Source organism: Nocardiopsis gilva YIM 90087 (assembly GCF_002263495.1).
GTDB lineage: Bacteria > Actinomycetota > Actinomycetes > Streptosporangiales > Streptosporangiaceae > Nocardiopsis_C > Nocardiopsis_C gilva.
The window spans coordinates 3867680-3893477 of sequence record NZ_CP022753.1; the positions used below are offsets into that span (position 1 = coordinate 3867680).

Annotated in this window: 18 protein-coding genes and 2 pseudogenes; 7 read left to right on the forward strand and 13 right to left on the reverse strand. The window is 69.6% G+C overall.

Translation table 11 applies throughout. The features are described 5' to 3' along the window. Positions 1-54: 54 nt before the first annotated feature. Positions 55-2589 carry an ABC transporter permease gene (locus CDO52_RS17575; protein ID WP_094932542.1) on the reverse strand — a complete coding sequence of 845 codons (2535 nt, stop codon included), beginning with the start codon at positions 2587-2589 and terminating at the stop codon, positions 55-57. A 7-nt stretch (positions 2590-2596) separates the two neighbouring features. Then, the gene (locus tag CDO52_RS17580) at positions 2597-3370 is read right to left on the reverse strand and encodes an ABC transporter ATP-binding protein (protein ID WP_198345750.1); all 774 of its coding nucleotides are present in this window, start codon (positions 3368-3370) and stop codon (positions 2597-2599) included. Between the two features lie 344 nt (positions 3371-3714). On the opposite strand from CDO52_RS17580, the gene CDO52_RS17585 reads away from it, so the two are divergent. Next, the gene (locus CDO52_RS17585; protein WP_017618334.1) at positions 3715-5022 is read left to right on the forward strand and encodes a sensor histidine kinase; all 1308 of its coding nucleotides are present in this window, start codon (positions 3715-3717) and stop codon (positions 5020-5022) included. Then, complete coding sequence (locus CDO52_RS17590; protein WP_017618333.1) at positions 4997-5644, forward strand: response regulator; 648 nt, start codon at positions 4997-4999, stop codon at positions 5642-5644. Before CDO52_RS17585 ends, CDO52_RS17590 begins: the two co-directional genes overlap by 26 nt. Before the next feature lie 23 nt (positions 5645-5667). Here the strand turns inward: CDO52_RS17590 and CDO52_RS17595 are convergent, their stop codons facing one another. Then, positions 5668-6204 (reverse strand): NUDIX domain-containing protein, encoded by a 537-nt coding sequence (locus tag CDO52_RS17595; RefSeq protein ID WP_017618332.1) that lies wholly within the window; start codon positions 6202-6204, stop codon positions 5668-5670. 179 nt (positions 6205-6383) lie between these two features. Between CDO52_RS17595 and CDO52_RS27670 the strand changes: the two genes are divergently transcribed. Next, a complete protein-coding gene (locus tag CDO52_RS27670; RefSeq protein ID WP_152471583.1) occupies positions 6384-6578 on the forward strand; it encodes a hypothetical protein in 195 nt (64 codons plus the stop codon). Between the two features lie 75 nt (positions 6579-6653). On the opposite strand, the gene CDO52_RS17600 is transcribed toward CDO52_RS27670, so the two are convergent. The 4 genes and pseudogenes from CDO52_RS17600 to CDO52_RS29695 form a co-directional block, all read right to left on the reverse strand. After that, complete coding sequence (locus CDO52_RS17600) at positions 6654-8699, reverse strand: glycoside hydrolase (RefSeq protein WP_083919821.1); 2046 nt, start codon at positions 8697-8699, stop codon at positions 6654-6656. A gap of 102 nt (positions 8700-8801) precedes the next feature. After that, a complete protein-coding gene (locus tag CDO52_RS17605) occupies positions 8802-9488 on the reverse strand; it encodes a YqeB family protein (RefSeq protein WP_017618329.1) in 687 nt (228 codons plus the stop codon). A gap of 251 nt (positions 9489-9739) precedes the next feature. Beyond that, positions 9740-10423, reverse strand: a complete 684-nt coding sequence (locus CDO52_RS17610) for a response regulator (protein WP_017618328.1) — start codon at positions 10421-10423, stop codon at positions 9740-9742. After that, positions 10420-11608 (reverse strand): annotated as a pseudogene (locus CDO52_RS29695) (sensor histidine kinase). The gene CDO52_RS17610 and the pseudogene CDO52_RS29695 overlap by 4 nt, the downstream one beginning before the upstream one ends. Positions 11609-13217: 1609 nt before the next feature. Here CDO52_RS29695 and CDO52_RS17620 point away from each other — a divergent pair. Together CDO52_RS17620 and CDO52_RS17625 are read left to right on the forward strand one after the other, a co-directional pair. Further along, positions 13218-15340 (forward strand): annotated as a pseudogene (locus CDO52_RS17620) (prolyl oligopeptidase family serine peptidase). A 267-nt stretch (positions 15341-15607) separates the two neighbouring features. Continuing rightward, positions 15608-16786 carry a JmjC domain-containing protein gene (locus CDO52_RS17625; RefSeq protein ID WP_094932543.1) on the forward strand — a complete coding sequence of 393 codons (1179 nt, stop codon included), beginning with the start codon at positions 15608-15610 and terminating at the stop codon, positions 16784-16786. A gap of 11 nt (positions 16787-16797) precedes the next feature. On the opposite strand, the gene CDO52_RS17630 is transcribed toward CDO52_RS17625, so the two are convergent. Further along, a complete protein-coding gene (locus CDO52_RS17630) occupies positions 16798-17298 on the reverse strand; it encodes a hypothetical protein (protein ID WP_017618321.1) in 501 nt (166 codons plus the stop codon). Between the two features lie 514 nt (positions 17299-17812). Here CDO52_RS17630 and CDO52_RS17635 point away from each other — a divergent pair. After that, positions 17813-19192, forward strand: a complete 1380-nt coding sequence (locus tag CDO52_RS17635; RefSeq protein WP_157745629.1) for a pentapeptide repeat-containing protein — start codon at positions 17813-17815, stop codon at positions 19190-19192. 371 nt (positions 19193-19563) lie between these two features. Here CDO52_RS17635 and CDO52_RS17640 read toward each other — a convergent pair whose 3' ends face one another. Both CDO52_RS17640 and CDO52_RS17645 read right to left on the reverse strand, forming a co-directional pair. Next, positions 19564-20775: an RNA-guided endonuclease InsQ/TnpB family protein gene (locus tag CDO52_RS17640; RefSeq protein WP_026125735.1), complete on the reverse strand. Its 1212-nt coding sequence runs from the start codon at positions 20773-20775 to the stop codon at positions 19564-19566. Between the two features lie 370 nt (positions 20776-21145). Further along, complete coding sequence (locus tag CDO52_RS17645; RefSeq protein WP_232524242.1) at positions 21146-22627, reverse strand: peptide MFS transporter; 1482 nt, start codon at positions 22625-22627, stop codon at positions 21146-21148. Positions 22628-23137: 510 nt separating this feature from the next. On the opposite strand from CDO52_RS17645, the gene CDO52_RS17650 reads away from it, so the two are divergent. Then, positions 23138-23998: a (2Fe-2S)-binding protein gene (locus CDO52_RS17650; RefSeq protein ID WP_026125734.1), complete on the forward strand. Its 861-nt coding sequence runs from the start codon at positions 23138-23140 to the stop codon at positions 23996-23998. Positions 23999-24016: 18 nt separating this feature from the next. Here CDO52_RS17650 and CDO52_RS17655 read toward each other — a convergent pair whose 3' ends face one another. From CDO52_RS17655 to panD, 3 genes are all read right to left on the reverse strand, one after another. After that, complete coding sequence (locus tag CDO52_RS17655; protein WP_083919817.1) at positions 24017-24700, reverse strand: DUF4352 domain-containing protein; 684 nt, start codon at positions 24698-24700, stop codon at positions 24017-24019. A 187-nt stretch (positions 24701-24887) separates the two neighbouring features. Further along, on the reverse strand, positions 24888-25124 hold the full coding sequence (locus tag CDO52_RS17660) for a hypothetical protein (RefSeq protein WP_017618313.1): 237 nt from the start codon (positions 25122-25124) through the stop codon (positions 24888-24890). A 151-nt stretch (positions 25125-25275) separates the two neighbouring features. Continuing rightward, positions 25276-25710, reverse strand: a complete 435-nt coding sequence (panD, locus tag CDO52_RS17665) for an aspartate 1-decarboxylase (protein ID WP_017618312.1) — start codon at positions 25708-25710, stop codon at positions 25276-25278. Between the last annotated feature and the right edge of the window lie 88 nt (positions 25711-25798).

Consider the following 25798-nt stretch of genomic DNA (forward strand, 5'->3'; position numbering starts at 1 on the left):
TCCGGTGTGTCGCGTGGGCCGCCCGGTGAAACGGCCCCGCGTCACCGGTCGGGGCTACTCGCTGGCGAGCGCCCCGGTGATCGACGTCTGCGCGGCCTTGCGGCCCGGCAGCACCGAGGCGAGCAGCCCGGCGACCACCGCGACAGCGATGAACACCGCGATCTGCCCGGCGGGAAGGGCGAAGAGCATCCCCCGCATGGCGGACGCGCCCGCGGCCCAGCCGAAGAGCACACCGAGCCCGATGCCCACACCCGCGCCGATCAGGCAGAGCAGGACCGCCTCCAGGCTGAGCATCCTGCGCAGCTGTCCCCGGGACAGCCCCAGCGCCCGCAGCAGCGCCGACTCGCGGGTGCGCTCCAGCACCGACAGCGCCATGGTGTTGGCGATGCCGAACACCGCGATCAGGATCGCGAGGCCGAGCATGGCCGCGATGGCGAGGAACGCCATGTCGAGCATGTCGTCGAACTGCTTCTTCATCTGGGACAGCGACGTGACCTGAAGCGTCGGGTCGTCATCAACCACGGAGTAGACCGCGTCGCGCACCTCGTCCGCTTCGGCGCCGTCGACGCCCTTCACCGAGACCTGCCGGTAGTCCGTGATCCCGGGGAAGTCCGCGGCGAAGTCCTTCCCGTCGAGGATCACGCCCCACATCTGGGCCGAATCCTCGGTGACCGCGACGATCTCGAAGGAGCGCTCGCCCTTCTCGGTCTCCAGCGTGTAGGTGTCGCCCACGCCGAGGCCGCCGGACACCATGTCCGCCGACAGCGCGGCCTTGCCGGGCCCCAGGTCGGCCAGGTCTCCGGACTTCACGTCGGCGGTGACGTCGCTGCCGACCTTGCCACCGAAGTAGGCGGCGACCCGGGTGGACTCGCCCCCGTTCTCCTGGAACGTGGAGCGCTCGGCGATGACCGACTCGATCTTCGAGGACTCCTCCAGGCGATCGGCGACGGAGTCCGGAACGCCCTTGCCCTCCTCCGCGTCCATGCTGAGCTGCCGGGAGATCTGGTAGTCCACCGGGAACTGCTTCTCCATCATCTCGGTCATCGTCTTGGAGACCGACGCGCTGACGACGGAGTAGCCGGTGATGAGCGTCGCTCCGACAGTGAGCGCGATCATGGCGGTGGAGGCGCGCTTGGGGCTGCGCCGGGCGTTGTCGGCGGCCAGCATGCTGGGCACCCCGACCTTGCGCATCGGGATCCCCACGACGCTCACGATGGCGCGGACCAGCAGCGGGCCGATGATCACGACGCCGATGAAGGCGAGGATCCCCGCCACCGCGGTCAGGACCAGGCCGGTCTGGCCCTGGGCACCGCGCAGCGCCATGGTGACCAGTCCGGCGGAGGCCAGGAAGAACACCGCGGCACCGGCGATGCGCTTCCACCCGACGCCCTTGTCCAGGCCGTGCGCCACCGCGCTGGTGCGCAGGGCCGCCAGCGGCGGGACGCGGGTGGCGCGCAGCGCGGGCACCAGCGCCGCGAACAGTGTCATCAGAGTCCCGACGAGCATGCCGACGATCACCGCGGTCGGGCTGACCACGAGCGACGCCGAAGCGCCCTCGACGCCGAGGGCCTGGCCGCCCAGCAGGTAGGCGCCGTATCCCGCGCCAATACCGGCGCCCACCCCCAGGGCGGAGGCCACCAGGCCGACGATCAGCGCTTCGGTCAGCACGCTGCGGAACACCTGCCCGCGCTGGGCGCCGACGCAGCGCAGCAGGGCCATTTCACGCTGGCGCTGGGCGATGAGGATGGCGAAGGTGTTGTAGATGACGATCCCGGCCACGAACACCGAGATCAGCGCGAAGAGCATAAGGGCGGTCGCCATGACGTCGGCCTGGGCACCGGCACTCTCGGCCAGCTCCTCGCCCTTCTTCTGCCCGGTCATGACCTCGGAGTCGCTGCCCGCGACCTTCTCGACGGCGGAGGCGACGGCGGTGTCCGCGGTGCCTTCGGCGCCGACGACGTCGATCTCGGTGAAGTCCGAGACACCGGTCATCTCCGCCGCGGTCGTCGGCACGAACGCGACGACGCCCATGAAGGCCAGCTCCTGGTCGATCCCGAAGTCGATCAGGCCGGTCACGGTGAAGGTGTGCTTCTTCCCGTCCGGGTCGAGCACCGTGACCTTGTCGCCGACCTCGTAGCCGGTCTCGGAGGCCGTGTTGGTGGCCAGCGCGACCTCGTCGGCGGCCTTGGGCAGGCGGCCCTCGGTGGCCGAGTAGCGGGTCGCGTCGCTCACCGACATGCCCAGTGTCGGGAAGGAGCCGACGGCGCGACCGTCCTTGTCGAGCAGCGGGGCGTCGGCCTTGATGATGCCGTCGGCCTTGGCGACCTCGGGCAAGTCCCGAATGTCGTCCAGGGTCGAGCTCGGCAGCAGCTTGGGGTCGGAGTCGGGGGCGGCGCCGGTGTCCTCCGGTTCCACGATCGCGGAGAACTTGTCAGCAGACCCCATGACCTGGGTGCTGAAGCCCTCCTTGAGGGTCCCCGTGAAGACGAGGGTGCCGGAGACGAACATGACGCCGAGGATGATGGCTAGGGCGGTGGTGATCAGGCGGGCCTTGTGCAGGCGCAGGCCGGCCAGGGTGGTGCGCAGCATGGCGGGTTCAGGCCTCCAGCTTCACGAGCCGGTCCAGCACGGCCTCGGCGCTGGGGGAGTGGACCTCGTCGACCAGGCGCCCGTCGCGCAGGAAGACGACCCGGTCGGCGTAGGAGGCGGCCACCGGGTCGTGGGTGACCATCACGATGGTCTGGTTCAGCTCGCGGGCCGAGTCGCGCAGGAAGGCCAGGACTTCGGCGCCGGAGCGGGAGTCGAGGTTGCCGGTGGGCTCGTCGGCGTAGACGACCTCGGGGGCGCCGAGCAGGGCGCGGGCCACGGCCACGCGCTGCTGCTGGCCGCCGGAGAGTTTGGAGGGCAGGTGGTCCAGGCGGTCCTGGAGGCCGACGACGTTGATGATGTGGTCCAGGCGGGCCTGGTCGGTGTCGCGTTTGGCGATCTGGGCGGGTAGGAGGATGTTCTGCTGGGCGGTGAGCATGGGCAGCAGGTTGAAGGACTGGAAGATGAAGCCGATGCGGTCGCGTCGGAGCAGGGTGAGTTGTTTGTCTTTGAGTTGGGTGAGGTCGGTGCGGCCGAGGTGGACGGTGCCCGACGTGACGGTGTCCAGGCCGGCTAGGGCGTGCATGAGGGTGGATTTGCCCGAGCCGGAGGGGCCCATGATCGCGGTGAAGGCGCCGCGGGTGAACTCCACGGTGACGTTGTCCAGGGCCCTGACCGCCGAGTCCCCACTCCCATACACCTTCGACAGGCCTCGGGCGATCACCACCGGTGGGGCCTGGGGGTGTTCTTGGTGCGGCGTGGCCAATGCGGCGCTCTCGCTCACGGTCGGTTCTCCTGAAACTCGGTGGGATCGGATGACTACCGCGAGCGGGTGCACGGCTCGCGGCAACGCTGATAACGCTAGGTCCGCGCAGGTGGCCGATTCCTCGGCCGGAGAGCCGATCTTTCCGATGGCCGAAAGTACGGCGTGCGGACGCCGACGACGCCTTCGTCGGGTGCCGCGTACCGACTTTCGTCGGTGCCGCCCCGCCCGCGACCGGACCGAGCACACCCGTCTCAACCCACCTGAGCTGCGCGAACACCCGGAAACCGACTTTCGCCCACCGGGTGGAAAACGCCGCTGACCTGGCGAAGAACCGCTGCTGAGCGCGCCATAGACTCCGGCACATGTTCCATGGAGAGGAAGAGAAGCTGCGGGTCGCCTTCGGGGAGCGGCCGGTGCGGATCTGGGGCTGGTGGTGGAGACGCCGCTACCGGTTCGCCGACTGGTTCTACGCGATCGCCCTCTGGCCGTGGATCATCGTGTTCACCCTTGCCCCGGACGTGGGGCTCGTAGGGCTGACCGCCCCCTTGACGGGACTGCTCGACGGATCCGCGGCATGGCCGCTCCAGGTGGTGGCCCTGGGCCTGGCGGGCTTCGTCTTCCCCACCGCGACCGCGGGCACGATCCTGTTCCGCCGAACACGCCCCCACTGGCTGCTGACGGCCGCGGCGATCATGATCTTCCTGTTCGGCAACCCGATTCCGATCGCGATCGCGCTCTACTCCTATGCCGCCTGGTTCTCCGACCGGAAGAAGCTTGCCAGCTGGACCCTGGTCATGGTGATCGGTCCGCCGGTGGCCTACTCGTTCACCACCGGAACCGTGTTCATGACGGTGAGTGTGTGGATCGTGTTCATCGCGCTCCCCCTCACCGCCGGGCTGTGGGTGGGCACCCGCCGCCAGCTCATCGAAAACCTGAAGGAACGGGCCGAGCGGCTGGAGCGCGAACAGCACCTCATGGCCGACCGCGCCATCTCGGCCGAGCGCACCCGCATCGCCCGCGAGATGCACGACGTCGTGGCCCACCGGGTCAGCCTGATGGTCTTGCACGCCGGTGGCCTGGAGGTGTCTGCCACCGACGACAGGACCATCGAGACCGCCGGGCTGATCCGCAGCACCGGCCGCGAGGCCCTGTCGGAACTCCGCGAGATCCTCGGCGTCCTGCGCGACGACCCCGCCTCCGAGGCCCCCACCGCCCCGCAGCCCGTCCTCTCCGACCTCGCCCGGCTGATCTCCGATTGGCGGGCCGCCGGAATGGCGATCGACTGGCGCACGACCGGCTCCCCGCGCGCCCTCCCCGCCCAGCTGGAGCGCACCGCCTTCCGGACGGTGCAGGAGGCACTGACGAACGCGGGCAAGCACGCGCCGGGCGGCGCGGTGGTGGTCCGCATGGACTACGGTGACGACGATCTGGAGATCGCGGTCACGAACGAACCCCCCGGCCCCGTCACCGGACCGCGACCGGAACCCCCGCCCAGCAGCGGCTATGGTCTCGCGGGGCTGCGCGAGCGCGTCGCGCTGGCCGGTGGCAGCCTGTCAGCGGGCCCGTATCCGGACGGCGGGTGGCAGGTACGCGCTATCTTGCCTGTGGGGGCGCATGTGCCTGAAGAGACGGGGGACGACGCGGGTGATCCGCACGATACTGATCGATGACGAGCAGCTGGTCCGCTCGGGCCTGAAGATGATCCTGGACTCGGCCGACGACATCGAGGTCGTCGGGGAGGGATCCGACGGCGCCGAGGCGGTTCGGCTGGCCCGCGGACTCCAGCCCGACGTCGTGCTGCTCGACATCCGCATGCCCGGCGTCGACGGCCTGACCGCCGCCACGGAACTGGCGGCCCTGCCCAACCCGCCCAAGGTCGTCCTCCTCACCACCTTCGATCTGGACGAGTACGTGCACCGGGCGCTTCGCGCCGGGGCCGTGGGCTTCCTTCTCAAGGACACCCCGCCGCGCGACCTCATCACGGCCGTGCGCACCATCGACGAGGGCAACGCCATGCTCGCCCCCAGCGTCACCAAGCGCATGCTGGAGCGCTTCGCCGCACCGGCCTCCGACGAGGCCCCGGTCGCCGCCAAGCGGCTGGAGGTGCTCAGCGACCGCGAGCGGGACGTCCTCATCGCGATCGCCCGCGGCATGTCCAACGCCGAGGTCGGCCGCGAACTGGGCATGCGCGAAGCCACCGTCAAGGCCCACGTCAGCCGCATCCTGTCCAAACTCGCCATGACCAACCGCGTGCAGGCGGCCATCCTCGCCCACGACGCGGGCTGGGTGTAGCGCGCCGACGGTCGGCGCGGTGCTCACGGTGTCGGGCGCTCCGTCGCGTGCAGGTACAGCAGCGCACTCACGGAAGTGCCACCGATGACCTTGCCCTCGCCGACCAGCTTCGGCACGTCGGCGAGCGGCACCCACTCGATGCGTTCGGACTCCCAATCGTCCGCGGGATCGCCGATGTGCTCGGCTGACTCGGCGACGAAGATGTGGTGCTCGCTGTCGCTGACTCCCGGCGTGGGGTGGACGTGGATCAGGGGGCGCAGCGGTCCTGGCCGCCACCCGGTTTCTTCCTCCACCTCGCGTGCTGCCGCCGCGATCGGGGCCTCGCCGTCGTGGACGCCGCCCATGGGAATCTCGTAGCCCCACGTGTCGGTGATGAAGCGGTGCCGCCACTCCAGCAGCACCTCGTCGCGGTCGTTCATGATCACCGCGCCCGCCCCTGGCCCGGTACGGATGATCCGGTGCTCCAGGTGCCGCCCGCCGGAGACCTCCACGTCCGCGGCCCGGATGTCCAACCACGGATCGGTGTAGAGCGGCTTCTCAGAGCGGACGACCCAGCGCATGCGTACTCCCCGTGTCTGTCGGCGGTGTCGGCCCAAGGCAATCACAACGCGGGTGCCGCGCTCCCGGCACGGTCAGCGGCCGACAGACGAAATGGGGAGGTCGTTGCGCCGCGCACGCCGCCCGCATCCTCCCAGCGTGTCGCCACTCTAAGCGATCATCTTGTGATACATGGTGACGCATGACTGATATTCCTGGACCAGACGCGTACAACGAGATCAATCACCACATGGGCGGGGACCGCACTGGAGACTTTCTGGAGGGTGTCGGCACGGTCCTAGGGGTGGTGGCAAAGAACGAAGGTGGCGCCGTGAGCCCGGAGACGGCCGAGCAGGCCGCACTGGCACTCCAACTACTCAACGGCCTTGTCGGCTAGCGCTACCGCCCGCGTACACATAAGGACGGCCGCACACGCAAGGCGAACGCGTGCGGCCGACCTTGTGGGCACCGCCTAGCTGCTCGGGCAAAGGCGCTGGTCCTGACCGCCGTTCACGCTCGCCTCGACGCAGCCTCCGGGGAGACCGGAGTCGGGGTCGGTCGCGTCGCCGAAGTTGGCGGTGACGGTGAGAGCACCGTCGCCGAACTCGCTGCGCTGGACCAGGTTGTCGTCGGACAGGTACTCGAACCCGGTCATCGGCTCGGTGGCCGCCGCCTCGTGCAGTGGCTGGAAGAACTTCTGCAGCTGGGCGATCTCCTCGCCGTGCTCATCGACCGCATCCTCGTTGAGGACGAGGTTGATCGGCGTGTTGTAGAGCATCGCGAGCAGGACGCGGTCCCGCTTCTGCTCCGGCAGCTTGTAGAGCGGCATCTCCCAGCGGTCGGTACTGATCAGTGAGTCGTGCAGGACCGTCTGGTACAGCGGCACCCGGTAGGCAGGGTCGAACATGGCCTTGGCAAGAGCGTCGGACAGAGTGGCGGGCTGGAAGAAGAATTTCGGGCCGGTCACCGGGGCCCAGCCGCCCCACTGCTCCTTGTCCCGTTCGAGCGCCCAGAGGCCGTCGGCGACGGGGGTCGAGGAGCCGTGGCTGAACGCGATGACCTCGTTGGCCCAGCCGACGGCCGACTCCGAGCCGAGCACGAGCCCGTCGTCTTCGGAGACGCGGCGCATGCGCTCGATGCGGTTGTCCCGGTCCTGGGCCTGGGTCATCGGGTGGTCGGGGCTGTAGTCGTCGAAGAGCTCACCCGCCGCGTCGACGTCCAGGAAGTAGCTCGTGGCGCCGTTGGCGGTCATCTCCTTCACACGGTCGGCGATGTAGGCCTGGGTGTCCTTGTTGTCCGCGATGGCCTGGGAGCTGAGGTAGCAGCCGCGGTCACCGAACCCCGACTTGGGCTCGCCGTCGGCCTCGATCACGCAGTCCTTCGGATAGACGCCCTCGGGCCACACCGAGGTGGGCGAGTCGGACTCATCGGGGTCCTGCGCATTGGCCCAGGAGTCGTAGGGGCCGACGAGGTATCCGGCGTCGTTGGCGGCGCGCACGGTGTCGGCGGTCATGGGCGTGTCGTCGGAGTCGCCGAGCCACATGCGGTCGATGCCCAGCTCGCGCAGCTTCTGAACGGTGGCGCTACGGCGGTCGCCGCCCCAGGTGTAGGCGTGGAAGGCGCCGACGAGCTTGCCCACCTCGGGGTTGTCCTGGATCTTCTTCTTCAGTGACCCGAGCTGCCCGCGCTCCTTGAGCAGGGAGCGGTAATCGGCCGCCGCGGCGGTGGGCTCGGGTCCGGTGAGGGCGAAGGTGACGGTGTAGTCGAGCGTCCCGGACCGCTCGGAGAAGGTGTGCTCGGCCTGGTTGGACAGCCGCCCGTTCTCGGAGACGAAGCGCAGCAGGGTCCCGATGCCGTCGTCGTCAACGGCGTAGCTCGCGCCGAGGTCGCCCAGGGCGGTGCCCCAGAACGGCAGGGTCAGCCCGGAGGACATGTCGATGTCCGTTCCTGCGAGACCGGCGTCCTCGGAGTTCCAGAAGCCGTCGTCGAGCGGGACCGACAGGCCTTCCCCGCGCGGGAACCGCACGGCGGAGGCGGCCGGGTCGGTGCCGGTGACGGGCCAGGTGACGGTGGAGTCGGAAGCGTCGTCTCCAGTGGCGGTGGAACGCAGCTCGACGGAGAGGCGGCCCTGATCGACCGTGGCGGTCGCTTCGAGCCCGCTGTCGGGGTAGGACCAGCTGGCGCCCTCGGTGCCGATGGTGACCTCGTCGGGGTCGCCCAGGTCCTGCTCGGCGGCGTCGGACAGGGCAACATCGTCCCCGCCGTCGTCGGGCCGGGCGGTGACCGCGAGCGAGGCCGGGTCGACCACGGCATCGCCGCCGTCGATGGGGACGATGACCGCGCCGTCCTCGACCCGGACCGGTGACGGTGGGGGTTGTGCGGCGGCGACGGCCACCGGTACGGCCACGGCGACGCCGACACAGGCGGCGATCCCGGTCACCCATCGCGCCGTGCGGGGCGACGGGCGTCGCGGGGTCGGGGTGGAGAACTCGGGGATATCGGTCGGTTCTTCTGCCATGCCGCCTGATGCTGCCGACCGGGCCTGAGAGTTGGATGAAAAGCGCCGATGGCCGCGCCACCCACCGCCGTCCGCCGACGCCGCCCCGCGGCAGCGGATGCCTCATGGGCGGTCGCCTGTGTCCATGGCGCGCCAGTACTGGCGCTTCTTCTCGTCGCGGACGACGATGCCCAGCTTGGCCAGCTCGTGGCGGAGCTCCGCGGCGTCGTCCCCGTCGTCCTTCTCCAGCGCCCGCTGGCGGGCCTTGAACAGGGCGTGGGCTCCCTGCGAAAGCTCGGGCATGTCCGGCACCCAGCGGCGGAACTCGTCGCGGTAGGGGTCCCCTTCAGCCAGCCAGGTATAGCCGTGGGCGCTGAAGGCCTGCTCCAGCACGGTGGCATCCAGGTCGTTCTTCTCCCTGGCCAGCTCACGCGTACCGCCGCCGAGCAGCACGAGATCCTTGCCGTCGAGGAAAACCGCGTTGACCGACGGTCGCTGGATCTCCTGGACGTTGTCGCCGCGCTTCAGCACGACGCCGTCGTCGGTGACGGTGACCGACAGGCTCCCGAGCCACCAGAGGAAGGCCAGGACCAGCCCGGCCGCCGCGCCGAGCACGAAAGCGCCGATGGTGGCGACCGGCTCAGGCAGGGACGCGACGAGCCGGAACGGCCCCTGGAACGGCGCCCACTCCAGGGAGGCGACCCACCCCGCCAGGGACTTGAGCAGCCATCCGAGCCCGGCGCCGATCAGTGGAAATCCGATCCACCACACCCGTTCACTGACGACGGTGGCGTTCTCTCTCTGGCTCATCGGTGATTCCATGGTGCAGGCTCTTCGTTCCCTCATCGACGTAGGCCGCCGGGTTTCGCTTCGTCCGACGGCAGTGGGCACGACCCGACGCTACGGGGTGTCACGACCTTGCGCATCATCCGTTGGGATGGGCCGCCGCGACCGAAGTCGATCACGCGGCAGCCGTGGTTGTCCGAGGGTCAGGCCCGTCCCCGTCGGCGCTCCCCGCGGCCCCGGCCGCGGTCGTGCCGCGCGGCGAAGGACGGCCCAGATCACTCGACGTCGTTGAGCAGCCCGGCGTCGTGGGCGAGGAGGGCGATCTGGACGCGGTTGTTGAGGTCGAGCTTGGTGAGGATGCGCGACACGTGCGCTTTGACCGTCGGGACGCTCATGTAGAGGGCCGCGCCGATCTCGGCGTTCGACCGGCCGTCGCCGATGGCGACGGCGACCTCGCGTTCGCGCTCGTTGAGCAGCGCGAGGCGTTCCTTGGCCCGCAGTCGGCGCAGGTCGTGGTCGGATCCGGTGACCTGGTCGATGAGGCGACGGGTCACGGCCGGGGATAGCACCGGCTCGCCGCGCGCGACGCGCTGCACGGAGGCCACGATCTCGGCGGGCGGGGTGTCCTTGAGGACGAACCCCGCGGCCCCGGCGCGCAGGGCGCGCAGGACGTGGGCGTCGGCGTCGAACGTGGTGAGGATGATGACCTCGGGTGCGCGGGTGCGGGCGCGCAGGGTCTCGGTGGCGGTCAGCCCGTCCATCGCGGGCATCCGGATGTCCATGAGGACGACGTCCGGCGCGTGCCGGTCCACCAGCGGCAGGACCTCCGTGCCGTCACTCGCCTCGGCGACGACCTCGATGTCGGGGGCTCCGCCCAGCATCATCTTGAGGCCGGCACGAAGGAGCGGGTCGTCGTCGACGATGAGCACGCGAATGCCCTGGGGCTCGGGTGAGGTCATGCGGGCCAGGGTAGCCAGGCGGAGACCCGGAAGTCTCCGGTTGGGGTGACTCCGTGGTGCAGGTGCCCGCCGACGATGGCGGCGCGTTCGGACAGGCCGGGCAGACCGTGGCCCACACGGGGGGCGCGTCCGGAACCGGCGTCGCTCGGTGGCGAACCGCCGGTTCCGGCCCCGGAGTCGAGCAGGGGGTTGCGGACGTCGACGGTGAGCCCCTCCCCCGGTTTGCCCGACAGGGCGACGCGCACCCCCGCCCGGCGCGTGCTTGCGGGCGTTGGTCAGTCCTTCCTGCACGATCCGGTAGGCGGTGCGGCCGATGGTGTCGGGGACGGTCCCGGTGACGTTCTCGTCGAGGTCCACCCGGGTCCCGGCCTGGATCGACTCGCCGACGAGTTCGCGCACGTCGGCGATGGTGGGTTGGGGCAGCTCCCCCGTTGGTGCGCGCAGCACGCCGATGACCTCGCGCAGGTCCTGGAGGGCCTGGTGGGCGCTCTCGCGGATCACCCCGGCCGTGCGGGCGATGTCCTCGGCTGGCGCGTCGGGGCGGTATTCCAGTGCGCCCGCGTGCACGCTCAGCAGGGAGAGCCGGTGCCCGAGCACGTCGTGCATCTCGCGTGCGATCTGCTCGCGGGCGAGCAGCTGGGCCTGCTCGGCGCGGAGGCGGGCCTCGGTCTCGGCGCGCTCGGCCCGGTCGCGCAGGGACAGGACGAGCTGGCGTCGGTGGCGGATGAACAGGCCCCAGCCGATGATGCCGAGCATGAGGCTGACGCCGAGCAGTTCCGCGAGGTACCGCGGGGCGCCGGGTTCGGGGCTGAGGATGGCGCCGACGAGCGATACGAGCAGGGCCAGACCGGTGACGTAGCCCGTGGTCCGCCAGGGGCGGTGCACCGCGACGGTGAACAGCGCCACCAGGGTGGCCCCGGCGACCAGGTCGGAGTAGGTCATCACGGCCACGAGAACCACGGCCAGTCCGACCGGCCACCGGCGCCGCAGCCAGAGTGCGGAGCAGCCCAGGACCGCCGTCGCGTAGTCGGCGATCAGCAGCCCCTGGGGGATATGGACACCGGTCTCGACGCGGTCCATCACCATCAGGAGCCCGAACAGTACCGCGCAGATGAACAGGGCGGAGTCGACGATCCAGTCACGCAGACTCCGCCGATGCGCGGGTCGGTCCTCAGAGCCCCTCATGGTGAACGACGCTACCCCCAGCTATCGGGCCGCTTCGCGCGCCCACCGCGCGATAGACCGAAGTCAGGGCGGATCCCGACGTTCGGCTGTCGTCGGTGGAGCGGTGGCCGACTTCGGCCAGACCAGGGGCCGACGTTCTGCTCCCGTTGCCGTGATCAGCACTCAGAGGGAGAGCCGGGGGTCTGCTGGGCGGCCTTGTCGGCGATCCTCCTTTCCGGTGTTCGGTGGTGAAAAGCGGCACCAGTGGCGGGTGGGGTTGGGGGCGCCGGTCTCCCCGGGTGCGGCGCGGCTCGGTTCGCGGCGGTGGCCCGCTGGTCATGCATACTCCCGGTGGGGCAGGTCGGGGAAAGCGGCAGCGACGGCCGGTGGGGGTTGGGGCCCTGCTGTTGGCTCCCGGGTGGGGCGGGGCCCAGGCCCGGGGCGGGAAAGCGCTCTCTGCGTGCCCGTTATGTCCGCCACCCCGTTGATCTCGGGAAAGTGCGCCAAAAAACCGCCGGAATTTGGCGCACTTTCCCGAGATCAACGGATCCACCGCCCACTGACCACGACAAACGAGACAAAGCGCCCACCCCTTCCTGCCTTGATTCCCCACTTCAGGCCGCTTCTGGCGATGATCACGGGAATTCTCTCGATTTCCGGCCGATTTTCGAAATAATTTCCATGATCATCGCGGGGAACTTGTGGCATACCGGGCGCCCAGTGGCCCGCAATCCGGCTTTCGGGCCGCCCGCATGGCTCGCCGGGAACCGGTCAGGGGCGCCCGACCCTCACTCCCCGGCGCCGCCCCTCACCGCTCGACCCGAGAGGTGACCGGCGCCCCAACCCCCACCGCCGTCGGCGCCGCTTTTCACCACCGAACACCGGAAAGGAGGATCGCCGACAAGGCCGCCCAGCAGACCCCCGGCTCGCCGATCATCTTCCGAAGGTGTCCCAAGACCGGGATTCCCACGCGGAGAACTCCCTTTCCGCTCGCCCGGGTCCACGGCCCCCGACGCCGCCATCGTGGCCCCGAGCACCGCCGTCGCTGCCAGCGCGGTGAGCACCCCTCTGCGCGCCAGCTTGGCCATGATCCCCATTCCCAGGTGTCCCATAGGTGCACGCGTCGACGCGTTCTCGTGTGTTCATGCGTGGGACGCCGAACTCCCGACAAAGGTTGCGAAATTCCCGAAAAATAGTACTTCGGTAAATTCCGAGAGTATGTCGAATAACGGAATCCCTTGCGCGATGAGGAACGACGCAGACGCGTTCGGTTACGCCTGGACACAGTCGGAGGTGGAGGGCGCGGCGTCCACGGAAATGACTCCGAAGGGTGAGGATATTCCATCGTGGAAGTCGCAATCGGGCGTCCTTCGCGCACCGCTTCGGCGACACATTCCCGCAGTTCACATGGGGTATTTCCGCATATTTCCCTTACCCGCAGGGCAGCTTTATGTTACCTACAGCCAGTCAGCTACTACTTGACCGCCGTCACGGGACGCTTAAAGGATGTGGGCGTGCGTAACCGACACCGTCGCTTGTCCCGCGCCCTCGTCCATCGACCGATCCTCCCGCGGTGAGCACGGCGCCCGCTCGTCAAAGCGCCGCCCGGTCGCCAGGGCGCGGCGACCTCGTGTCGGTGGTGGACACCCTGCACGGACGGGCCATCGCCGATCCCTACCGGTGGCTGGAGGACCCCGACTCCCCCGCCACCCGCACCTGGCTCGCCGACCGGGAACGGCAGTTCGCGCAGGCCGCCCCCAGCTGGCCGATGCGCGACCGCCTGGCCGCCCAGATCCGTCGCCTCATCGCAACCGACCTGTGGTCTCCTCCGGTACGGCGAGGCGGCCTCGCCTTCACCACCCGCCGGGACGCCGGGGCCGACCACCCGCGCCTCGTCACCATCCGCGGCGGCCACGAGCGCGTGGTCTTCGACCCGGCCGTGTACGACCCCAGCGGCCGCACCACCCTCAATGCCTGGGAACCCAGCCCTGACGGGCGCCTGGTCGCGGTTCAGACCTCAACGCGCGGAGCCGAACGCGGCGCGTTGCGCGTCCTGTCCACCGAGAGCGGACTTCCCGTCGAGGAACCCATCCGCGGCGTGCGCTACTCCCATGTGGCGTGGCTGCCCGGTTCCCGCGACACCGCCTTCTACTACGTCCGCCGCGACGACACCGAGGGGCGCCCCGGAGTGTGGCTGCACCGCGTCCTCGCCGTGCCGCGCCTCCCCGACATCCTGGTGCACTCCTGCGGCGGGCCGTGCACCGTCCCGGGTGTACGCCTGCTGCGCGGCCGATGGCTGCTGATCTCCGAGAACCACGGGACCGGGCACCGCAACGACCTCTGGATCGCCGACCTCTCCGGCGGGCGCGCACACGCGCCGCGGCTGCGGGAGGTGCACACCGGGGAGGAGATCGAGTCCGAGGCCGAAGTCGGCCCGGACGGCCTCCTCTACCTGCGGACCACCCTGGACGCGCCGCGCCGCCGCATCTGCGTCGCCGACCCCGCCCACCCGGCCCCCGCCCTGTGGCGCGAGGTCGTCCCCGAAGACCCCGAGGCGACGCTCGACGGGTTCGCCGTCACCAGCACCGCCCACCGATCCCCGCGCCACGTCACCACCGCCGACGCCGATACGTCGGCCGACATCGAGCTCCTCGTGAGCCGGAACCGCCTGGGCATCAGTGAGCTGGCCGCCTACGACACGCGCGAGGCCCACCGCCTGCGCCGCATCGAGCTCCCCGGCGAGGGCATGGTGACCCGGCTGGAGACGGTGACCGACGGTTCGGCCTCCTTCTGCTACGCCGACGTCGCCACGCAACAGACGGTGCTGGTGCTCGACCACGGTCAGCGCTGCCCCACAGATGGCCCCTCCACGCGCCAGCGGACGCTCGAAGCGCTGCCGCCTCCGGCACGGCGGGTCCCCCGGACGCGGAGCCCGGCCGACGCCCCCGCCGCCGCACCCTGTGGTGCAGCTCGACCGACGGCACGAGCGTGCCCATCACCGTGTTCTCCGCCCGGCCCGTCGACGGGCCGGGCCCCACGATCCTGCACGCCTACGGCGGTTTCGGCCGTCCCCGGCAGTTCGGGTTCAGCGCGACCGTGCTGGCCTGGCTGCTGGCCGGCGGCCGCTACGCGGTCGCACACGTCCGCGGCGGCGGCGACGCCGGAAAGGAGTGGCACCTGCGCGGCGCCCGCCGCAACAAGATCCGTTCGGTCCAGGACCTCATCGCCGCGGCCGACGCCCTCGTCTCCGGCGGGTACTGCGCGCGCGACCACCTGTGCCTGTCGGGCGGCTCGGTCGGCGGGCTGCTCGTGCTCGCGGCGGCCACCATGCGCCCCGACCTGTGCTCGGCCGTCATCGCCTCGGCCCCACTGGCCGACATGGCGCGGTTCGAACAGCTGGGTCCCGGGCGGATGTGGGCGCGGGAGTTCGGCACCGCGTCCGACCCCGTCGACTTCGCCGCACTGATGTCCTACTCCCCCTACCACCGGGCGTTGGACGGCCAGGACCACCGCTACCCGGCCGTACTGCTCACCGCCTGCCACGGCGACACCCGCATCGACGCCGCACACCCGCGCAAGATGTGCGCGGCACTGAGCGCCTCCACCTCGCCGGACCGTCCTGTCCTGCTCCGGTACGAACGCGACGCCGGGCACGGGGCGCGCGCCGTGACGAGGGCCATCGAACTCGCGGCCGACGCGCACGCGTTCGCGGCCGCGCGAACGGGGCTGTCCCCGCGGACCCGGTCCGCGTAGGACGGCCTACTCCCCCCACAGGAAGAGAGGTGAACGCACATGGACCCGATTGAGGTCGAGGTCGAGGAGCTGACCCAGGTCACCTCGCGGGACATCACCGCGGGCGGCGACAGCGACGGTACGGACTCCAGTTCCGACTTCATCTGAGCCTGAGCCCATGTCCCATCGGACATGCGATTCGGTGCTCTGAGTGACCCATCGGCAACCGGCCGCCGGGGAGACCCTGCTCCCTGGCGGCCCACCGTCTCCGCGGAGGAAGGGCCGACCGTGACCGACCGCCTGTTCACCGAAACGCTGCGCGCCGCCGTCGGCGACGACCTGCTCTCCGCCCGACTGTCGTCGGACGTCATATTCACCGACCTCGGGACCGACGCCGTGCGCTCGCTGCTGACCTTCGACGACCTCGACGAGATCCTGCGTACCCGCGAGCTCGAACCACCGCGCGTCCGCCTGCACAAGCGCGGGAAGCCGGTCCCCACCGCGCGCTACACAGAGGCCGGTGAGGCGTCGGGCACCGCGCGCTCGGTCATCCGGCCCGAGGACTTCTACCGGCAGCTGCGCGAGGGCGCCAGCCTGGTCATGGACGGGATCGACCGGCTGCACCCGCCCGTCCGCGCCGCCACCGACGACCTGATGCGGCTGGTCCGCGAACGCGCACAGGCCAACCTGTATCTGATCTGGGGCGACTCGCACGGCTTCGACACCCACTGGGACGACCACGACACGTTCGTCGTGCAGCTGGCCGGGGACAAGTCCTGGCAGGTGCACGGCCACGGCAGCCGCGCCTACCCGATGAAGGTCGACACCGACCACACCCACACCCCGCCCGAGGACGTGGTGTGGGAAGGGGTGCTGCGCCCCGGCCAGGTACTGCACGTGCCGCGCGGCTGGTGGCACACGGTGCGGGGCACCGGCGGGGTGAGCATGCACCTGACCTTCGGATTCACGCGCGCCACCGGGATCGACTGGGCGCGGGCACTGCTCGAACGCCTGCAGGACGTCGAGTTCATGCGCCGTGACCTGCCGCGGTTCGCCGCATCCGATGAGCGCGCCAAGCACCACGACGAGCTCCTCCGACGCCTCGCCGACGCGGCCGAGGAGTTCGATGTCGACGCGTTCCTGGACGCGCGCGACGCGCGCTTCCCGCGCCGCCGGTCCTTCTCCCTCGCCTGGGCGGTGGAGGGGAACGTGCCCGGTCCCGACACGCGAGTGGAGTTCGTCCCGCTGCTCACGCCGCCGGTGGAACGCGACGGGGCCGACGTGGTCGTGACGGTATCGGGGCGGCGCTACCGCTTGCCGTCCGTAGCGGAACCGGTGCTGGCGGAACTGGCCCGGGAGCGCGAGCTCACAGCCGGCGAACTGGCCGAACGCTCGGAGACACCGATGCCGATCACCGCGGAAGTCCTACGGGCGCTGGTCCGCCACCAGCTGGTGCTGCTGCGCTGACCGGCTCGGCGTCACCGAACGTCGGAGTCAAGGTCCAGGGTGAACTCCCATCGGTACCTGGTGGGCGTCGGATCCGTCGGCGGATCGAGCGGGACTAAGCGTGCCGAGCCTTCGGCTTCCTGGAAATCGCCGGTGCCACCGACGACGACCGCCTCCGTCTCCTGGAACTGGAGCCCCTTCAGGTCGGTGAGCCACGAGGTGTGGATCTGGCCGGATCCGTCGATCGCGTAGACGGACCGGCCTAACACGGTGGACTCCGTGGGGGCCTCGGCGCTGATCTGTGTGACCAGCGCCTGTCCGTGTCCCTCCCCGATGCGCTCGCCGCTCTCGTCACGCAGCGGCGAATGGGCGGTGATCGAGCTACCCGCGCCGATGGGCTCGGGCACATCCAGGTCCAGCAGATCGGTGGTGAAGGTGATCTCCCGGGTCTCGCGTCGCTCCGCCTCCGATGTGGCGGCGCCCGTTCCCACCACAGTGACCAGCGCCGCCAGGCCCGCTACCGCTGCGATCACCGCGCTCAGACGCCCCGCACGGCGCCGTCGGATCCATCCCGTATGCCGCCACACCACCATCGGACCCCCCTGAATCTCCGCAGCAATACTCACTCAACGAACTCAAGCAATAACATGCAGCGACAAGACGGCGGCTACCGCAACACGTCACGACCGCCGATCCGCCGAGAGGCGCCGTCCGCGCTCCTCACATGCCGCCGTCAGCACCGCCGCCGCGTTCCGGAACGCCGGTCACGCCCACGCCTCCCATCCGCAACTCACCCGATTGACGAAGGCCGAATCCCACGGTTTCCGGTCGCTGCGAATGGCAGACAGGGAGGGGGCGCGGCCTGGTCAGCGCGCGTTCTCGGAGCCAGGGCACCCGGCGCCGTTACGGCCGGTGGCGCGCGTTCCGGCCCGGCGCGTGGCAGCCCCGACGTTGGCGGCCGTTTCACAGACGGTGCACCGTCCGTAGTGCTGGAATTACAGCATGGGGAGGACTGTGGGGCGGGGCGATGCAGAGGTGGCGTGGACCATGCGGTACGGGGTCTGGTTGGCGGCCCCGATCTGTGCGGCGCTCGTCGGTGTGGTGCTGGCGATACTTCTCGGGCCGGTGACGCACTGGGTAGCCGGCCCGGTCGTGCACCGGTTGCCCGACGAGCAGCAGGCGGTGGCGCTCAACCATGTGCGCAGGACCGTGCTGCAGTCGGTGGGCGGCACCGCGGCGCTCTCGGCGCTGGCGTTCGCGGTGGTCAACTATCGGCTGAACCGGCGGGGGCAGATCACCGAGCGCTACACCTCGGCGATCGGCAACCTGGCGTCGGACAAGCTCGCCGAACGCATCGGGGGGATGTACGCGCTGGAGCACATCATGCGGGAGTCGGAGCGGGACCACTCGACGGTCGTCGAGGTCCTGTCGGCCTTCATCCGGGAGAACGCCCCCGCTGAAGACGAGGAGGAGGCTCCGCCGGTGCGGGATCTGGGGCGGTGGATGCACCCTCCCGCCGGCACCGTGGATCCTCCCGACGAAGCGCAGGCGCGCAAGCGCCCGGCAACCGATATCCAGACGGCGCTGACCGTGATCGCCCGGAGACCCCGGCGCCCGGAGCGGAACCGGGTCGATCTGGGCACGACCAACCTGCGCGGTGCGGACCTGCGCGGCGCCCACCTCGAACAGGTGGATCTGCGCGGTGCCCACCTCGAGCACGCCGACCTGCGGGGTGCGCACCTGGAGGACGCGAACCTGAGACGGGCGCATCTCCAGCACGCCAACCTGAGACGCGCCCACCTGGAACATGCCGACCTGTGGGGCGCCCGCCTGGAGGACGCCTACCTGGGGGGTGCGCAACTCCGCCGCGCGGACTTGTGGGGGGCGCACCTCGAAGACAGCAACCTGGTGGGCGCACACCTGGAGCACGCCCGCCTGCTGGGCGCCCACCTCGAACGCGCGTACCTGGTGGGGACCCACCTGGAACACGCCAATCTGCGCCGCGCCCACCTCTCCCACGCCAATCTGGTGGACACGCACCTGGAGCACTCCTACCTGGTCGACGCCCACCTGGAGGACGCCAACCAACTGGGCGCGCACATGGAACACGCCAATCTGCGGGGGGCGCACCTCGAACGGGGGAACCTCGGCGGCGCCCACCTGGAGGACGCCTACCTCGTCGGCGCCCACCTCGAACACGCGAACATGGTCGACGCCCACCTGGACCGGGCCGATCTGGTGGGCGCCCATCTCCAGCGCGCGGATCTGGTAGGCGCCACCCTCGACCACGCCAACCTGGTGGGCGCCGATCTCAAGGACGCCGACCTGTGGGGCGTCGACCTGTCCACGGTGCGGGGCCTGAGCGAGGCCCAGCTGCGGTCGGCGATCACCGCGGATGTCGACGAGCATCCCGGGGAGGGAAGCTGACCCGGGGCATAGAAGCACCGATCACGGCCGCGCGGAACTGCCCGGCGGAGGTCGTCATCGGAGCCTGGGAAGAACGTGGGACCGGACCATGCCAGCCGGGGGTCGCAGATCACCGGTTCGCCTCGCAGGCCGACACCCGAACCCGGCCCACCTATGAGATCATCACACCTTGGTCCGATCCGTGCGATGCGTCTGAGGCCACGGGGTTCATCCGTCGGCGCACGACGGATAATGCTGAGCACGGGCCTGGCGTAGGCCGCGGCGGTGGCATCGTTCCGGCGACGGGCCGACCGGGTGGTCGAGGCCGGTGACAGGTCGTGGAGAGAGTGACTCCTCCCACCGCTAAAGCGGCGGGCTTCTCCTGTCTCATCTCAGGCGACAGGAAGGACCAGCCCGGCCCTGATACCAACGTTCAACGCGCCCACGCGGTCGGCGTGCTCTGTGTAGCCGCACCGCATGCAGCGAAACTTTTCCTGTGTCTTGCGGTTGTCCGCACTGGTGTGCCCGCATGCTTCGCGCGGGCAGGTGCGCGATGTGTTGCGGGCGTCCACCGGGATCAACTCACGACCGGCGCTTCCAGCCTTGTACGCGAGAATTTCCAAGAACACCCCCCAACCCGCATCCAAGACGCTTCGGTTCAGCCCGGCCTTCGCGGCGGCACCGTTGGGCAGGTGCCCACCCTCGCCGTCGGGTTTGGGCGCCGGGCTCTTGGTCATGCCCGCGATGTTCAGGCGTTCGTGTGCGATCGCGTCGAACCTGCGAACCAGGTCCAACGCGGTCTTGTGGTGATGATCAAGGCGCTGCCTGCGAACCTTCGCATACAGCTTCGACACCCGTTCCTGCGCCTTGCGGTGCTTGCGGGTACGGTTCCTCGCCTTGACCCGTTTCGGAAACTTGTCGAGGTCGCGTTGCGCGGCGGCCAGCTTCTCAGCGCAGGAGGTGAGGAACCTCGGGTTGTCGACGTGTTCGCCCTCGGAGGTGGTCAGGAACGACGCCACCCCCATGTCGACACCGGCCACACGCCCCGTGGGCTCCAACTGTTCGACGGGAACCCGGTCGCACGCCAGCACCACGTACCAGCGCGCACCCTCACGCTTGACGCTGATCGTCTTCACATGGCCCTTGACCGACCGATGCTGGTGAACCCGGACGTGACCGACACCCTGAAGGCGCACGCGGGTCACCGGGTCGTTGGGTGTGGAGTCCCACCGGCACCCGTCGCCGTCCTTGGGGAAAACCACGGTGTCGAAGTGCCCGGCACCCTTGAATCTCGGGTATCCCGGCTTCTGACCGGCTTTCACGCGTCGGAAGAACGCTTGGAACGCCTCGTCCAGCCTGCGCAGCGTGGCTTGCTGGGAGGAGAACGACCAGCGCCCCTGCCGTTCGGGGTCGAACGCCCGAATATCTTTGAGCTGCGCAGACTGATTGCCGTACTTGATCTTGGTTTTCGAGGCGTGGGCGTAGGCGTCGCGGCGTTCCTGCAAGGCGCCGTTATACAGCGAGCAGTGGTCACGCAGCATCTGAGTCAATACCGCTTGCTGCCGCTTCGTAGGCCGAAGAAGGAACTTGTAGGCGCGGTTCATGCGTCTGCCTCCTTCTTCTTCGACCCGGGGTGTTCCGACGTCCGACAAGTTAGCGGGTCGGTGCGACAAACGCCGTCTCGCCTAGCGACAAGACGGCTTTCCTTGTCCCGCTACGCGGGGCACCTGATTCTCCCACCGGCTAAAGCCGGTGATCCCCTCAGGAGGGCTTGATGGAGCTCCCCTACAGCGCACTCATCCACGACTACCTCGCCGGTGCACCGCGACCCTGGGTTGTGGTGGCCCACTGACGGGAACACGCTGTTTCCCGACGCCTGCTGCCCGTCAGACACCGGAAGCCCGGGGCCGGTTGTCCGCCGGTCCCGGGCTTCGTTCTGTCGGGCCCGCGCCATGCTCGCGCGGGACCGCCGAACTAAGCGCTGGGCTGGTGCTCGGGCGCGCCCGCGTCGGTCTTGTGCTCGCCCATGAGCACGCGCAGCTTGCCGACGAACAGGCTCAGGGCGATGCCGCAGACCACGGCAAGCAGGCCGAGCACCAGGTAGTAGGTGCCGCCCAGGACCGGCTCCAACCGGCTGACCTGGGCGCCGACAGCGTCGCCCGCCGAGATGGACAGGAAGAACATCCCCATCATCTGCCCGGCGAAGGCCTTGGGTGCGAGCTTGGAGGTCATCGACAGGCCGACCGGGCTGAGGCAGAGCTCGGCGATGGTCATCAGGAGGTAGACCCCGAGCAGCCAGAACAGGCTGACCTTGACGGTGCCGCCGTCGGTGGCGGCGCTGGCGGCCGACATGAGGACGAAGGAGAGACCGGCCACGACCAGCGCGAAGCTGAACTTCGCGGCGGTGCTGACGCGGTTGCCGAGCTTCGTCCACACGAGCGCGAAGACACCGGAGAACAGGATGACCATGACCGGGTTGGCCGCCTGCGTCCATCCGGCCGGGACCTGGAATCCGAGCAGGTTCAGGTCGACGTCGTGCTTGGCGAACAGCGTGAGCGGACCGGCCGCCTGGTCGAAGATCATCCAGAACACGGCCGAGGCGATGAAGAGCCACAGGAAGGCCGTGAGCTTGGTGCGCTCCTCGCCCACGATCTGGTCGCGCTTGAACACGAACATGTTGATGAAGTAGAGGATCGGGACGATGACCGCGAGCGCCGTCAGCACGTAGGTGACCCTGTCGATGCTGAAGGTGCCGGTAGCCACGGACGCCGTGGCGGCGGCGACCACCACCACGATGCCGATGGCCACCCACGTGATCATCTTGTTCCGCTCGGCGGCGGACAGCGGCTGTCCCGGCACCTTGCCCGCGTCGCCCAGGCTCTTTTGCCCCAGGACGTAGGAGATCAGGCCGAGGGCCATGCCGAGGGCGGCGACGCCGAAGCCGATGTGCCAGGAGACCTTCTCGCCGATGTAGCCGACGGCGAAGAGGCCGATGGCCGAGCCGATGTTGATGGCCATGTAGTAGAGCGAGTAACCGGCGTCGCGGCGGGCGTCGGTGTCGTCGACGTAGAGCCTGCCGACCATGGAGGTGACGTTCGGCTTGAGGAAGCCGGTGCCCAGGCAGACCAGCATCAGCCCGCCCCACACAAACAGGTCGCTGATCTGGATGGCCAGGGAGATGTGGCCGAGCATGATGATGATCCCGCCCACCAGGACGGTGCGGCGCTCACCGAGGACGCGGTCGGCGATCCATCCGCCGGGCAGTGTGGTGAAGTAGCTCAGCGCCAGGTACAGGCCGACGATGGCGGTGGCGGTGCCGGTTCCCAGGCCCATGCCGCCATCGGCGATGGCCGCCCCCAGGAAGAGGACGAGGATGGCGCGCATTCCGTAGAAGGAGATGCGCTCATTGAGTTCGGTGCCGGCGAGGGTGAGCAGCCCTCTGGGGTGTGTGCGCAACGGGTTACGCCTTCCTTCCCCTGTGGTCGCGTGTGGCTGGACCCGACCCACGGGTACGCGCGTATAGCACGGCATGCGACAGCATTCGGCCACGCCAGACGAACCCTGTGGTGCGGGGGTGTCGGAACGCAGCCCCGGGGACGCCTTCCGTGCAGGGCGACCTCGCGAGACGCGGTGGCCTCGCAGGGGAACTACGAACTCGTTTGAGAAATATACAACTTTCTGTCCGATTTACCGAACGGAGTTCGAGTAGGGCGCCATGGAGCTCGGCGCACCCGTGCTGACCACGGCGAACGTCGGTTTCGCGGAATCCGCGCGCCCATTGCCCCAGCGATCGACCTTAGGGTAGCCTCATCTAATACACGACGGGTGTCGACCTCAGCACGGGGGTCGGTCGGCATGTTGTTCCCGTCCTCTTCCCCGCCTCTGGGACGTTCCGGAGTCTTCCCGCAGGACTGCAGTGCCTTCCGCAGGGCATCCGCGCAGAAAGGTCGACGCATCCGTATGACCATGACGCAAGCGCCACTCCAGGCGGTGGTCGATGCCTGTGCGCCGCTGAAGTTCGCGCCGCTGCCCGACATCCGGACCGAGCGGATCTCCTCCGTGCGGGAGCACCCGGGGAACGAGCACTGGTACCGCACGGACCTGATGGTCGCCGACGGCGCGGTCGGACCGCTGTTCGACCAGCTCATCGCTCACCACGGCCCAGGCCACAAGCTGCCCGCCGCCACCCACTTCCTGCGTGCGCTGCTGCGCGAACCGATCTTCCTGGTCTCCGCCGGCTTCTACCTCACCGGCCGCGCCGCACTGCTGGACGCCGAGCACCTCTGGTTCCCCTGGTCCTCCAGCGGGACCTTCGGCACGCCCACCATCACCAGCCCGCGGGTCGCCATCACCCCCGACGACCCCGCCGTGGGACACCCCGACACCGTCGTCGTCCAGGACGAGGCCGAGCTGGAGCGGCTGGCCGCAGAGCACCTGGTCCGGACCTTCACCCCGATCATCGACGCCGTCCACGCCCACACCCGCGTCGGTCTTCGCACGCTGTGGGGCTGGGTCCTCGACATCGTGCACTTCTACATGCTCAACCCCGCCCGGTTCCTGGGTCAGGATGCCGAGGAGGCCTGGCAGCGCGCGGCTCGGCTCGGCGATGCCCTGATCGAGGCGGGCGCAGTGACGCGCGCCCGGCCCCGGCTCTTCCCGTTCTGGGACAACCACCCGCGCGGCACCTGGGCCGTGCGCGGGACCTGCTGCTTCGATTACAAGGACGACCCCGAGCACGGGTTCTGCACCACCTGCCCGCTCAAGTGCGACGCCGACCGCCGCGTCGAGCTGCAGGAGTGGATCCGCAACCCGGCGCTGGCGCCCTAGCGCACCGCACCGCGGGCGTCAGCGGGTCAAGTCGACCATCACCGGCGGGTCCGGAGAGAGCAGGTCCTTCATCTCCAGCTGCTCCGGCTTCACATCCTTGGGGATGTCGTAGACCAGCCGTCCGCTCACGGAGTCGTCCGGTTGGATCCGCTGGAAGAACTTCTCCTGGTTACCGAGGTAGATCTCGGCCTGGGGGTCGTTGGCGTAGCGCTCGCCGTCGCTCCCGATCAGCACCTGCCCGGGACCCTCGAACCTGGTCGGCGTATCCCCGAGGTTCTTCACGGTGACGTTCACGATGATGTACTGGCCCTCGGCGTCCTTCCGCAGGGGGTCCGTACCGACGCTCAGCACCCGGGTCTGCACACCCGTCACCGTCATCCGCAGGTGCCCGGAGACGACGGGGTCGCCGATGGCGCCGGTAGTCGCCCCGGTCGGCAGCGGCCCCTCGGGGGTGTACTCGATCCCCGGCTCGATGGTGTCCTCGCCGATGCTGATCAGGACGACGACGCAGCCCGCCACGAAGAGCGCGAGCACGACGGCCACGACGCAGCCGAGGCCGAGGATCCTGCCCCACGGCCTCGGGCTGGGCTGCTGCGGCTGCCCCGAGCCGTCGGGCGGACCATCCGAGGATGGACCGCCGGGAGGCGGCGGCCCAGGATGGTTCCCGCCCGGAGGTTCCCCGGGCGGCGGTTGGTGGGTCATGCGGAACACCCCTCGTCGACCCGACGGATCCCGCGCCCCAGCGGTTCACTTCGGGACCCGGCGGGTACCCATCCCGCACCATAACCACCACGGGCACCAACCACACCGTATGCGGAAGCGTGTTTTCGCGATCGAGAGGAACCTCTTGACCCGGGGATGACGCGGACGTCGCACACTTCGGCGGAGATCACCCGTTCCCATAACGCCAGCGGAGGAAGTCGTGTTCACGCTCCATACGCCGCATCTCCGCGTACAGCCCATCGGGGTCGGGTGCCGAGACAACCACCCCACCGGTCGGGACCGGCCAGCGGGCGTAGGCCCAGTAACGGCGGGTGTAATACCCCCACAGAACCAGCCACATGCCCTGCTTCTGCCACTCGATGTGCGCCGCGACCTGCCGCTGGTCTGAGTCCTCACCGTTCATCGCGATGGGTGCATACCCGCACGCCCACCCGCGTGCTCACCTGTCCACCGGGCCGGATGTGGTCATCGGGCGGACGCTTGGCACCAGTGGCGGCCGGCGCCTTGCCTGAGGTGCGCCGACCGCCGTGGTGTTGTCGCTGGTCGCAGCGGGTTCAGACGCGCTCGCGCGGGTGTTCGGTGGTCGCGGCGCCGGAGACGAGACCGGAACCGGGGACCGGTTCGGCGGGGTCGTCGCCGAGGCGGACGATGCGGTTGTCGGCGTCGACGTGGACGACCTTGGGGGTGTGCTGGGCGCGCTCCGCTTCGTCGACCTCGACGTAGGACATGATGATCACGAGGTCGCCCGGGTTGACCAGGTGCGCCGCCGCGCCGTTGATCCCGATCACGCCGCTGCCGCGCTCGCCGCTGATGGTGTAGGTCACGAGACGGTTGCCGTTGTCGATGTCGACCACATGCACCTGCTCGCCCTCGACGATGTCGGCCGCCTCCAGGAGGTCGGCGTCGATGGTGATGGAGCCGACGTAGTGCAGGTCGGCCTGGGTCACCGTGGCACGGTGGATCTTTCCGTTGAACAGTGTGCGACGCACGTGCTTCATCCTCAGCTGTGTGATGCAAGGGACTACAGGCCCCGAAGGGTCCCGTGAACTCCTCCATCATGGCCCCTACCGCGCCGTG

Coding starts and splice junctions, on each gene's coding strand:
- CDO52_RS27670 (WP_152471583.1), top strand. CDS start 6,384: ATGACTGATATTCCTGGACCAGACGCGTACAACGAGATCAATCACCAC.
- CDO52_RS17640 (WP_026125735.1), bottom strand. CDS start 20,775: ATGAACCGCGCCTACAAGTTCCTTCTTCGGCCTACGAAGCGGCAGCAA.
- CDO52_RS17585 (WP_017618334.1), top strand. CDS start 3,715: ATGTTCCATGGAGAGGAAGAGAAGCTGCGGGTCGCCTTCGGGGAGCGG.
- CDO52_RS17610 (WP_017618328.1), bottom strand. CDS start 10,423: ATGACCTCACCCGAGCCCCAGGGCATTCGCGTGCTCATCGTCGACGAC.
- CDO52_RS17650 (WP_026125734.1), top strand. CDS start 23,138: ATGACGCAAGCGCCACTCCAGGCGGTGGTCGATGCCTGTGCGCCGCTG.
- CDO52_RS17605 (WP_017618329.1), bottom strand. CDS start 9,488: ATGAGCCAGAGAGAGAACGCCACCGTCGTCAGTGAACGGGTGTGGTGG.
- CDO52_RS17660 (WP_017618313.1), bottom strand. CDS start 25,124: ATGAACGGTGAGGACTCAGACCAGCGGCAGGTCGCGGCGCACATCGAG.
- CDO52_RS17635 (WP_157745629.1), top strand. CDS start 17,813: ATGCGGTACGGGGTCTGGTTGGCGGCCCCGATCTGTGCGGCGCTCGTC.
- CDO52_RS17600 (WP_083919821.1), bottom strand. CDS start 8,699: ATGGCAGAAGAACCGACCGATATCCCCGAGTTCTCCACCCCGACCCCG.
- CDO52_RS17655 (WP_083919817.1), bottom strand. CDS start 24,700: ATGACCCACCAACCGCCGCCCGGGGAACCTCCGGGCGGGAACCATCCT.
- CDO52_RS17595 (WP_017618332.1), bottom strand. CDS start 6,204: ATGCGCTGGGTCGTCCGCTCTGAGAAGCCGCTCTACACCGATCCGTGG.
- CDO52_RS17575 (WP_094932542.1), bottom strand. CDS start 2,589: ATGCTGCGCACCACCCTGGCCGGCCTGCGCCTGCACAAGGCCCGCCTG.